Here is an 11,102-nt window from a genome sequence, read left to right on the forward strand (position 1 = left end):
GAAGAAACAAATTCTTACTAATTGATCAACCATCTGGTGATTCAACCTGCCTAAATTTCCCTGTCTGATATTTAAAACTCTGTCTCAATACGTACCACTTGATAAGAAGGGCTTTCATAGGGATGAGCTTTTTTTAAAGCAGCAACAACCTCTTTGATTTTCTCTCCGGCGCAAATCGTTTCCACCTTGTATTCCGGCACTTTTTCCAATTGATTAATTTCTCCAATAAATGCCTGACTACCTGGTAAAGGCATAAACTGACCTTCACCTAAAGTTTGCCAGGCACAATGAATATAATTATCAACATGCCCTGCGCCTGCCGCAAAAACCGCATTTTTTACTACGTCAAGATGAGTTTCTGGAACATGAAAATACAACATATACATGATGGCTATGCCTCCTTTGATATTTATTACCACACAAGATAGAAATGCCAGTAATTATCGTAATTCAGGAGAGGCAAAGGAAGCATCCGGGGTAAAATTTTTCTCTTGATAGGCCAGAAACAAAAAGCCCACCACGCCAACAGCCAATGTCACAGGAATCACCCCAACTCCATAAACAAAAGCGCGAGCTGCATGTGTTCCCCCATACATATTGACGACATAACCAATCACAGAATGAAAACCATACCCAAAAATCATAATAATCATATTGGCAATTGCAGTAGTAAGCCCCGCAAGATTATCGGGAACATAAGTGGATACTTTATAAATCGCCAAAATTTGATAAGAGCAACAAATACCAACCAGGATAAAACTTATTGTTATACTTGGAACAGTCAGAACACCTCCGACAAGCAGAGCAAATACCAAAAACATAACCACGCCTGATGCGATGATAGTTCCAAGGTAATACCCTGTTTTTTCTGCAATTAGACTCAAGGCCGGAGCACCAAAACACATGCCAATATAGATCATTGAAGGAAGATAATTTGCCGTGTTTGTGTTCAAACTGTATGCCATTTTTAAAAAGCCAGAGCCCCATACATCAGAAAAACCTTCAAGTGGCCCCAGCATCAATCCTGCAAAACAACACAATAGGATCACTTTACTATTACCAAAAACCATTCTGATATTAGAAATCACGCTATCCTGACGAGAAGGCTGTACATCGGGAATGATCAGATAGGTAATACCAGCCAGCACTAGTCCTATGCCTACAAATATTTCCACCACCATTTTATAGCCCATAAGTTGACACATATAACTTACAGGACCTCCACCATATACCGCGCCAATAAGTCCTATCATGACTGAAAAACTCAGCATCCTTGGGAAATGTTTCTCCTTAAAAGTCATGCGTATTATTTTAAATGTTCCTAAAATGGCAGCCGATGAACCTATACCAATAAGAGCTCTTCCTATCACTGGATAAACCCAATTTTCGGCAAACAAAATGGGAAGTAAACCAATCACAGTCAACATGATGCATCCTGTCATCACTTTTCTTGGGCCAAAACGATCGAGCATAATCCCAATAGGCAAATGCATCAAAGAATAACCAATGTAATAAATACCGGAAAATTGCCCAAAAATTGTAGCATCAATGTGAAATTGCTGAGTAATATCGTCCAGCATAATATTGGGCATAACTCTTAGAACATATTGATAAGCGTAAAATATGGATACTATGATCCAAACAAACCACGCAGTAATTCGCGAAACAGACATAATCACCCTCAGAAAAGCAGATAAAAGATCACAGAGATCAAATAATTGTCATAAGGTATTTTATCTTACTTCCATTGAAATTGGATTGCAAAAAACAAAATAAACCCCCTCTATTTTGAACTATAATTCTAATTTAATAGATTTTTTTGGAATATAATTCTATATTAAGAAATATCAATGCCATTTTCATTGCATAAATTATGATACTCGATCGTACTGATAAAAAAATACTTGAAATACTCCAATCAAATTGCGAAATCAATAACCAGGAATTGGCCGACCTTGTGGCGTTATCACCTTCTTCCTGCCTGCGTCGAGTCAAATTATTAACAGATAATGGTTATATTAAGAAACAGGTTGCCCTGCTTGAGCCAGAAAAAATAGGATTAAAATTGACCGTCATTGTTTTAGTAGGGTTAAACAACCATCAGCCTGAGATTATGAATCAATTTGAAAAAACCATTCAACTTTTCCCTGAAGTCATTCAATGTTACCTGATTACAGGTCAATCTGCTGATTATTTATTGAAGATAATTGTGCCTGATTTAAACGCTTATCAAGCGTTTTTATTAGGAAAATTAACTCGCATCAATGGCGTTGCAAGTGTTCATTCCAGCTTTATATTACGCAATGTTTCTGACACGACCGCCCTACCCCTTGATCATTTGGATTAGGGCACTGTTCTTCGAATATTACATTATTCAATAAATACTAACTCGAAAGTCATTGGCTCTACCTTTAAAATCAAAAATTCTATAAAAAATAGATAAAAATAGAACAAATTTATTAATTTAATGCTTATTTTTATAGGTTTTAATCTGAATTTGAATTATAATTGCTGACCTAATTTAAGTTAAATTGGAGTAAAAAATGTCAATGACTCTCTCGTTAGGTCAAAAATACGGCTCATTCTTTTGGGGATGTACTAAATTTGCTGTTTCCCCCTATACCAATACTTTTCTATCCATCGTCAAATCGAAAGAGGTTGAAGAGGCAGATTGTTTATCCAAGGCTCTTGCTGCCAGCATTGTCTGCGGAGTTCTCACTTTTGTTGTTCCGGTATTACCAGTTCTATGCGCTTTTACGTTTACCCTGTCTTCAATAGCCATGTTGCTTGCGGTAGCCAGCATGTTCGTGACTTATCCGATTGCAATACTTGGTGATGCACTGTGCGGACCAGAATTGTCTGACGATTACCATTATTCTTTCTAATCAGTTTTAAGATAATTTCATTTGAAATAATCATAAGTATCAACAATCAGGAAGAGTATTTTTAAACTCGTAAAAAATACTCTTCCTGATTGATATTGAGAAAAAATGAACCCCGCCACCAACAAAAGCCCTTAATTTACTCACTGTGAAGCATATGTGTTTGATATGATCAAAAAGCATATGCTAAGATATGCTGATTTTGATTCAAAAAGGTAAAAACATGTCTAAATTCCCACATAAAACTCCTGAAACACTTCGTCAATATTTCCGAGGAAAAAGCCTGGAACAATTAATAGAAATTAATCGCTCCTATGGGCCTCATTTTGAAAATCTGGAAAACACGATTGATAGACTGACTCAAGAGATATCCACTCGTGAAGAAAAACTATCCGGACTTTTAAAAGGACGGGAAGAGCTTTCTCAAAATTATGGAAAAATCGTTATTGAACAAGAACAATATGAAAACAATCGCTCATCGATTATGAGCGACTCTTGTACTGGAGCAGAACGCTATTTAGCACTCGCAGCTCTTGGGATGTCACCTTTCGATTGCTACCATAACAATAGCTGGAATTTACAAAATGAAATCGACACGACATACAAAAAATTAAATGAATTAAATTCACATCTTGCTTTCTGGAAAAATCAAAAATCAAAAGCAGTTTCTGAGTTAAAAATATTAAACCCCATTATCGATGAAAAAAGAAGAGAACTCGAAGTCGCTCCTCAGTTTACATTGAGTTCAAGATAAGCCTAACCCGGGTTAATCTTAATTATAATCCGGGTGATTATCCCAATCATTCAATCCCTGTCCTATTTCACCTTGCCCTGTCTTACTCATCATCCATATGCAAGGAGTTTATTTTTAGTTTGTTACATGCGTCCAATATTTCTCTGATACAATCCCCATGATCATCGAGGTAATGAAAATCATAATTCATAAAAACATCATGATGCTCAGTATTCAGCGTACATTGGGTATGGGTACTTGACGCAATTTTTTCCTTATCAAAAATCTCGATCTTATAAACGACACTTCCTTCTTTATATATGCGACATTCTGTATCTTTATCATCCAAAAAGGCTACGTGTAAAAAGCCCATGTTAAAACAAGGGCAGGCAAATAGCTCGCTTGAACTGACGAAGAAAAAAAGAAATAAGGCAAAGAATATCTTGCTATAGTGAGCTTTAGTGGTTTGCATATTCTTCCCTGATTAACTGTCTTTTGTCTAATTGTAGACCATTATTAGTCTATAATTTAATGAACAGGATAATCTTTACAGGGAACTGTTATGTTAAGTTGGGCACTTATTTTTTTTATCATTGCAATTATTGCAGCCGCGTTTGGATTTGGCGGCATTGCAGTGGCTGCCGCTGGAATTGCAAAAATATTATTCTTTCTATTTTTGGTGATGTTTGTCATATTTCTTATTATGGGATTAATCGGGCGTCGTGGCCCTCCCCCTGTTTAGCAAAAATATGAAACTCAAACACCTGGTTGAATAGTATAGATTATTGTGACTTTCCACGCATGTCGATATCCCAAATATCGACAACAACATTATTTTCTGTGATATAAAACTTATCATACAAGTTTATTGTCGGATCACAATGAGGAACGATAAGCTCTAAAACATCGCCATTTTGCAGGAAATGACTTCCGCCTTCACAAGAAAATACCTTGCCATGCTCATCTCCAAACCCACCCCAATCATAAACCAGTCCGGGATGACTAATAATATGTGGTTTATGATGGGGATCGACATAAATCGATTTCGTTCCTGCATCAACAGTGGCGTGCTCTTTACGATTACTGCTTATCACACTCGTTAAAAGAGTCATCGAGTTTTTAAACAGGGAAAATCTCGACGGATGAATTTTTGAACCAATTGCACCATACTCAACATCCATTACAGTATATGAGCCAGGTTGGATTTCTGTTACTTCGCTCGCTTCGACATCAATATCGAAAGTACCAGTTCCGGTACCGGTTAATATTTCACAAGGAAGATCAGCATCTCTAAAATTCTGAACAATCTTGCTGGCCATTTCCATAATGCTTAGAGAAAACGCTCTTCTTTCTTCATAGTTTTGGATGTGTTGCAAATGGCCTGCATAACATTGAACTCCTTTTAGCTTGAGCCAATTCATCCCATTGATGAAATGACCGTATTCCAATGCTTTCTCGGGATGAATGCCGGTTCGGCCAATACCTGAATCTATATCAAGCAAGACATGAACTGGCTGGTTTAGAGATTTACCGAGTTCATTAAGCGTGCGAATATTATCCTTGTTATCCACAACCAGCATTAAATCAGGCGCTGATTTAAGACAATTAAATAATCTTGAATACTTGGCCTCGGATACAATCGGTGAAGTAATCAAAACATTTGTAATTCGTTTAGATATCAAGACTTCAGCCTCTGATAGCTTGGCAGCAGAAATCCCTATTGCCCCATATTCAAGTTGTAAACGTGCGATTTGAGAACATTTATGCGTTTTACAATGTGGCCTTATTCCTATATCCCAGTTGAAGCCATGTTGTTGCATCATTTTTAAGTTGTATTTCAGCTTTTCATAATCAATCACAAGACATGGGGTATTTAGTTCTCTCTTATGAAGCCCAATGAATTTTTCTTTCATGAGATTATTCACTCACAATGATCGACAAATGCGTTTTATGACATAAATTACTTGTGTTTGCCATAATTAAGCTTTTATTAAAATATTTTTTAAAAACCTAAGCATCGTAATGCCCAAAGTTCAAGATAAAATTGCAAGGCTGACTGCTATTGGCAAGCTCCTCGAACTCTATGATTTTATATGTTTGTTTCTTACATCAACCACCATTTTGATTAAAAAAAGCATCAAGACATAATCATACCTCCTGACAACCAAAACAATTAACGCCAGTAAGTCGTCTGTTGATTCAAGGTCAAAGCAAACTATGTTTTATCATAGGAGTTTAGATAAACCAAATGAGCAAATTAAAAACATTCCTTAACGAAAAGATTGGGATAGAGTTAGTAAGTCCTGCAAGTAGTAACAGAGTCCAACCTCAAAAGTCAGACCCATTGTTACTCTAAAAAAATTTGTCAAAATTATTACTGAGGGCCCGATTTTTTCGTTTCATCTTCTCTCGGAGTTGCTGATGGCTCTGTCGTAGTACTATGAGAAAAAAGACTGAACATGCCACGCACAAGATCACTTATTGCAGTTGTAGTTTCAACTTTTGCTTTGGAACGGCTCGCGACATTTTCCAGTGTATCCAATTTACCGCTTTTATCCAGAGCTAAAACAGGACCATTAAATACAAGGCCATTTTCTCTGACATAATCACCCCAGTCACTCATACCTTTCCTGTCTTTAGTAAAAGACTCTGGAGGCAAATATCGACCCCATTTTTTATCATAGACACCAGTTGCGCCTGTAACTTGCTTCATGGTATCGGTGCTAGCGGCTTTAACACCATCATCTGTTTGACGAGCGCCGCCCCAATAATCATTTCCAGGCCAGGAAAAATGATCCCAGGCAACAATTGAAACGAGTATGTGTGTGTCTGGATTACTGCCTAAGGGGTAGGCAAGTTGCCCTGTTGAGCCACGAACCACACCAGAAGGACTCACGCGAAAAGACATATGGCCAATCTTCTTTTCAGCTGGTTCATCTCCCAGATAAGGATCATAATGAATGATATCGATGAAAGGTAACGAATCCTTATGCTTCTCAAAAATATGGATTAATGCATTTCTGACATAGGGTTTAATCACATCATAATAAGCGCCTGAAAAACACCCTGTTCCTATTCCAGGAATAGTAATTGCTGCCTTCTTTTCATTTTGTCGCGCCAACTCATTAAAATGGATCAGTTGAGGTAATAAACGTCGCTCATACAAAGCGTTTAATTTGTCTTGATTTAGTTTGCCGCTATCAAGCACTTCATTCATATCTGAAGTCGGTCCACTGCCCGAAGCCAAGAGGGCGCCTGGCACATACGCCAAATAACCGGAAATTGGCTCTGGGTGATTCTTGAAAGAGGAGCCATGCCCGCCGTCATTGTACATAGTGACTGGCATATTGACGCTAATATCTCCAAGAATACTCTCTTCTACCAATGTCCAATCAGACCCATCATGATAAACTTGGCTTTCAGCAAAAACCTGTGGTTTTTTAGACTGGATTAATAATTGAGTAAATGTGGTGATATCCATTTCAGAAATACTTTTTTCTTGTTTACTTATTTCTTCAAGAAAAAATTTACCAGGCTTAGCGAGCCCTTTTTCAATATTCTGTTTGTATTGTAAAATTTTATTCAGGGTTTCTTTACTGAGCAATAATTGATAGGCCATTATATTCTCACTTAATCCAAAAATTGTATTAATGTTTCTTACCACGAAGTCCTTACAATAAGCATGCTTACTGGAAATCTTCCCCTACAGATGTGTTGATTGCACTGAAACAATCGCAACTCTATTTCCTCAATTAAAGGAATTTAATTAATCAATATGCGTATAATAATAACACATAATGACTGCTATTCCAATCAGTAAAAACCTGATATGCCGTTTTCAAAACTGGAATGTGGCCTGATAAATATATATATGCCTAGTTTTATTGCAAATACTTTTTTAGTCATTTAAAAATTTTTTAATTAGATGCATAACCCAAATTCATTAGCCTTCTTGCCTAAGCTGATTATTTTAGGGCAAGGCACAAACATTTCGAGGAGTGTAGTTTACATACAAACACCTCAGAAACATTTGCGGGCGGGTTATGCAAGAGATCTATTGTAAACGAGTGCTTTTGTCATCTTGTCTTTGAACTTCATCCAATTGCTCAGAATCTAATGTCTCCTTTGCTTCACTGTCTTGCTTTTTACTAGGCTTGTCAGTATCGACAGCTGATTTGCGAACGTCTGCTGTCTCATCAGATGATGAAGTATTTTTAGGACCGGGGTGTGTTACCTTTCTTAAAGAGAGGCTGTTTTTATGTAAATGATCTATTTGCTCAAATCTATCTTTTAACTCAGTGACTAGCATTGTGGCCGGACTAGACGATTTTTGATAGTCTTCTTTCAAAAAACGAAAGGTAATCAAGTATAAAAGATAATTTCCCAGGTTCTTCAGCATAGAGCCAAGACCACGATTACTTTTTTGCTCTTCCGATTCAATATCATGAATCAATTGATTAGACTCACTTTTAAAAGCATCATAGCTTTTTTTGCCTGCAGACCAATCCTGAAATACCTCATTTAATTTATGAAGTGTCTCTCTGTGGCGACCTGTATTTTCAACATTCTGGTTGAGTTTATTTAAGACAGTCTCAAAATTCTTTACTTCCTCTTGAAGTTTTTCTTTATTCTTAAATCGATCCAGTAGTTCATGATGCATTGCTGATCGGATTGTCATACCAAAAACATAATCCTGAGCTTTACGAAATTCTGCGTGCGTTTCATCCAGTACACCATAATTTAATTTAATGTTTGCTTCATCAAAAGTGGATTGAATAAACGGTTCTGTCAAAACATCAACAACTTCACTATAGCTGTGATAACCTTCCTTAATATAACTGGAAATCCATAAATTAATGATCTGGTTTACTTTCTTTTCAATGTCTTTGTCTGTTTTATGCTTTTCAATATAGTCTTTTAACACCACCATGAGTGAATAAGTTGTACCAGACAGCGACGCAACAAAAGGAGTAGTAGGCTTTGTTTTTGAATATCCACCCACTACTTTCTCATTAATAGCTATTTTGGGCACATCTCTGGCAGGCACCAGATTATCAGAAAAATTGGGGGAGTTAGGTTTCATAATTCCCGGATTCGCAGAGGGAGTATTCCCCAATTCTTCTCTGGATCTGTCCTTTTTGGGGTATCGCTCTGATTGCGCTTTTAAAGACAGCTCAACATTATCATTCAGCATGACAAAGGATAAAATGAATTGCTTGGCCTCATCCAACGTTTTGATTTCGGTCTCATGAGTTACTGCATACTCAGGTTTTACCGCATTATAACTGTCTCTCAACTCATTAAATACAGAAAGATCACTCTCTTGCTTAATGACCGATTCAAGGTGATCTGCATACAAGGTTTCATAAAGCCTTCTGCTTTCATTGTCTTTAGGATTGCTTTTTAATCTAGGAGCGACCTCTACCAGCCTCTGGACAACTTTTTGACTTAATAAGGATTCATTTTTTTTACAGAAATCTAATATTTTTTCAATTGCTTCCTTGTAATTCTGCTTAAAATATAGTCTTTCTATGTCTTCAAAAAAACCAGCAAATTCTCTCTTTTTACCGAGTGATTTTTCAAGATACTTAACTGAGAGCAATATAAAATCAGACTCATCTAACTTTGGGGAGTCTAATGATAATGAAATACTGAGTTCTATTTTTTGGTATGACATGGGACTTCTGCTAAATTGACCAATTTTTAAATTATATAGTACAAAATATAACAAAGTGTTTAATAAAAGTAAATACCATATCCCAAATAAGCACACAATACACTTTGGTTAATTTTCTAAATGAGCATAGGAAATTAATGAGAAGTAACAACGCAATGAGTTCTATTTTTGCGCTTATACTATACTTCACAGACATAGAAACAGAAATTGAGAAGCCAGCATGTTTCCACGCATTTGTTGCTATAACCAATACCCTGGGTTGTATCAAGATTTTGATGCGATGCGGGAAGATTTGCAGCGAATTCAGAAGATGGGTTTTAAGCAAGTTTGGGTCAACCCATTTTATACGCCTTGCCAATATAATCCTATCCCTAACATGGCTAATCGTATTCATAGTCCTTATGCCATGCAGGATGAATCAATTTATCCTCGCTATGCCAAAAATGAAAAAAGTGTTCAGCAATACACTGCAAAAGCAAATGAGCTTGGTTTAATGCCCGTATTTGATTTGGTCGCAAGACACTTGGCAGTAGATCATCGTTTTGTGAATGGCGATAAATTTTTTCTTGAAAAATACAATATCGATACAAAAAAATGGTTTAAACGTCACCCAAATGGAAATTTGGTGATGCATAACATGGACGAAAATTACAATCCATTGACCAATAATCCCTGGTGTGATGTGGCAACGTTTAACTATGATGATCCTGTCATTCGCGAACAAATCATTGAATATTATTGGAAACCATTTATCGAGCATAATATTGAGCATCTTGGCTTTCAGGGAATACGTATTGATGCGCCAGCCATGGTAAATAACAAGGTATTGTCTCGGCTAACAGAAATTGCAAAGGAGGCTTGCCAACGCAAATTTCAACGTGACCCACTGATTATTGGAGAAACGATAGGCAGGGGTTATATGGAAGAAAATCTTGCTTTGAAAGGTATTGTAACCCACACGATGAATAGTGTGTTCTGGATGCCCGGCCCCGAAGGTGGGTATGGCTATTCATTTGACTTGTGGCAACAGGATGACAATTGGTTTACTCAAAATAAAGGATTATTACAGCAGGTTGGTCCTACAATTGGTTTTCCTGGCTCTCATGATGAACCACGCTATACTCAGCAACTGATGGAAAAAGGTATCCAGGATGATGAATTGCTTGCAAAACGCATGCGCGAAAAATTGGCTGTCAGCGCATTTTGTTCTGATGGCGGCTGGATTTTACAATACGGCGATGAATATGGCGCTACCAAACCAGTGAATGTTTTTGATCCAACCCCTGTTGAATATCATCAACAAAAGCATCTGAGACGATTTGATTTGTCAGACTATATCTCTGAAATTAATAAAACTCTGGCTCAGCTACCCAATCCTCACTTCCCTGAATGGACTCAACGTGTTTTTCTTCCAGATCATCCTGAGTTAGTAACTTTTATTGTTCACCAAGGTTGGGGTTATACAGGTACTCCACTCGTTGTTGTGGCAAACACCGATCCGTCTCAGGAAATCCTATTAACAGAAAAAGATCTTGGCGAGATAATGCTGGCAAACGGACGAAATAATACAGTGGAAAAACAGATGAAACCTAAAGCTCTTTATTTATGCGGCGCGGTTCGCGCATCACCTGAGTTGAAAAAAGAGACCCAAATTGTTACATCCAGACCAGCTACAAGTGAAAAGTCCCCCCATTTTTTCCAGAGTCATCCTGAAGAAAAGCAAATGAGCGAAAAACTGCCTTTAGAGAAAACACCACCTAAATTTAAATAGGGCGTGTTGACAATTGCCCCCGCCTACGTGCCTCGGCTT

11 protein-coding genes are annotated in these 11,102 nt (G+C 37.2%); 5 read left to right on the plus strand and 6 right to left on the minus strand.

The genetic code is table 11. The features are described 5' to 3' along the window. Window positions 1-71: 71 nt before the first annotated feature. On the minus strand, window positions 72-386 hold the full coding sequence (locus CC34_RS0108270; RefSeq protein WP_011216397.1) for a YqfO family protein: 315 nt from the start codon (window positions 384-386) through the stop codon (window positions 72-74). Between the two features lie 54 nt (window positions 387-440). Continuing rightward, entirely contained in the window at window positions 441-1,673 is a 1,233-nt protein-coding gene (locus CC34_RS0108275) for an MFS transporter (protein ID WP_028379388.1), read from the minus strand. A gap of 200 nt (window positions 1,674-1,873) precedes the next feature. Between CC34_RS0108275 and CC34_RS0108280 the strand changes: the two genes are divergently transcribed. The 3 genes from CC34_RS0108280 (at window position 1,874) to CC34_RS0108290 (ending at window position 3,636) form a co-directional block, all read left to right on the plus strand. Beyond that, window positions 1,874-2,347: an Lrp/AsnC family transcriptional regulator gene (locus CC34_RS0108280; RefSeq protein ID WP_028379389.1), complete on the plus strand. Its 474-nt coding sequence runs from the start codon at window positions 1,874-1,876 to the stop codon at window positions 2,345-2,347. 196 nt (window positions 2,348-2,543) lie between these two features. Beyond that, window positions 2,544-2,885, plus strand: coding sequence for a hypothetical protein (locus tag CC34_RS0108285; RefSeq protein ID WP_010948220.1), 342 nt, complete (start codon window positions 2,544-2,546; stop codon window positions 2,883-2,885). A 220-nt stretch (window positions 2,886-3,105) separates the two neighbouring features. Further along, window positions 3,106-3,636 (plus strand): hypothetical protein, encoded by a 531-nt coding sequence (locus CC34_RS0108290; protein ID WP_028379390.1) that lies wholly within the window; start codon window positions 3,106-3,108, stop codon window positions 3,634-3,636. Window positions 3,637-3,718: 82 nt separating this feature from the next. Here the strand turns inward: CC34_RS0108290 and CC34_RS0108295 are convergent, their stop codons facing one another. Next, window positions 3,719-4,087 carry a hypothetical protein gene (locus CC34_RS0108295; protein WP_028379391.1) on the minus strand — a complete coding sequence of 123 codons (369 nt, stop codon included), beginning with the start codon at window positions 4,085-4,087 and terminating at the stop codon, window positions 3,719-3,721. A 90-nt stretch (window positions 4,088-4,177) separates the two neighbouring features. Here CC34_RS0108295 and CC34_RS0108300 point away from each other — a divergent pair, with 90 nt between their 5' ends. Then, window positions 4,178-4,357 (plus strand): DUF1328 family protein, encoded by a 180-nt coding sequence (locus CC34_RS0108300; protein WP_011216402.1) that lies wholly within the window; start codon window positions 4,178-4,180, stop codon window positions 4,355-4,357. Window positions 4,358-4,397: 40 nt separating this feature from the next. Here CC34_RS0108300 and CC34_RS0108305 read toward each other — a convergent pair whose 3' ends face one another. The 3 genes from CC34_RS0108305 to CC34_RS0108315 all read right to left on the minus strand — a co-directional run bounded on the left by CC34_RS0108305 (window position 4,398) and on the right by CC34_RS0108315 (window position 9,346). Then, window positions 4,398-5,528: a DSD1 family PLP-dependent enzyme gene (locus tag CC34_RS0108305; protein ID WP_028379392.1), complete on the minus strand. Its 1,131-nt coding sequence runs from the start codon at window positions 5,526-5,528 to the stop codon at window positions 4,398-4,400. A 461-nt stretch (window positions 5,529-5,989) separates the two neighbouring features. After that, window positions 5,990-7,234: a hypothetical protein gene (locus CC34_RS0108310; RefSeq protein WP_028379393.1), complete on the minus strand. Its 1,245-nt coding sequence runs from the start codon at window positions 7,232-7,234 to the stop codon at window positions 5,990-5,992. A 435-nt stretch (window positions 7,235-7,669) separates the two neighbouring features. Further along, window positions 7,670-9,346 (minus strand): type IV secretion protein Dot, encoded by a 1,677-nt coding sequence (locus CC34_RS0108315; RefSeq protein WP_080274170.1) that lies wholly within the window; start codon window positions 9,344-9,346, stop codon window positions 7,670-7,672. 166 nt (window positions 9,347-9,512) lie between these two features. Here CC34_RS0108315 and CC34_RS0108320 point away from each other — a divergent pair, with 166 nt between their 5' ends. Beyond that, window positions 9,513-11,063, plus strand: coding sequence for an alpha-amylase family glycosyl hydrolase (locus CC34_RS0108320; RefSeq protein ID WP_028379395.1), 1,551 nt, complete (start codon window positions 9,513-9,515; stop codon window positions 11,061-11,063). The last annotated feature ends 39 nt before the right edge of the window (window positions 11,064-11,102 follow it).

This window comes from Legionella pneumophila subsp. fraseri (genome assembly GCF_000586315.1).
Lineage (GTDB): Bacteria > Pseudomonadota > Gammaproteobacteria > Legionellales > Legionellaceae > Legionella > Legionella pneumophila_B.

Coding starts and splice junctions, on each gene's coding strand:
- CC34_RS0108275 (WP_028379388.1), bottom strand. CDS start 1,673: ATGTCTGTTTCGCGAATTACTGCGTGGTTTGTTTGGATCATAGTATCC.
- CC34_RS0108320 (WP_028379395.1), top strand. CDS start 9,513: ATGTTTCCACGCATTTGTTGCTATAACCAATACCCTGGGTTGTATCAA.
- CC34_RS0108270 (WP_011216397.1), bottom strand. CDS start 386: ATGTATATGTTGTATTTTCATGTTCCAGAAACTCATCTTGACGTAGTA.
- CC34_RS0108295 (WP_028379391.1), bottom strand. CDS start 4,087: ATGCAAACCACTAAAGCTCACTATAGCAAGATATTCTTTGCCTTATTT.
- CC34_RS0108285 (WP_010948220.1), top strand. CDS start 2,544: ATGTCAATGACTCTCTCGTTAGGTCAAAAATACGGCTCATTCTTTTGG.
- CC34_RS0108280 (WP_028379389.1), top strand. CDS start 1,874: ATGATACTCGATCGTACTGATAAAAAAATACTTGAAATACTCCAATCA.
- CC34_RS0108310 (WP_028379393.1), bottom strand. CDS start 7,234: ATGGCCTATCAATTATTGCTCAGTAAAGAAACCCTGAATAAAATTTTA.
- CC34_RS0108290 (WP_028379390.1), top strand. CDS start 3,106: ATGTCTAAATTCCCACATAAAACTCCTGAAACACTTCGTCAATATTTC.
- CC34_RS0108305 (WP_028379392.1), bottom strand. CDS start 5,528: ATGAAAGAAAAATTCATTGGGCTTCATAAGAGAGAACTAAATACCCCA.
- CC34_RS0108300 (WP_011216402.1), top strand. CDS start 4,178: ATGTTAAGTTGGGCACTTATTTTTTTTATCATTGCAATTATTGCAGCC.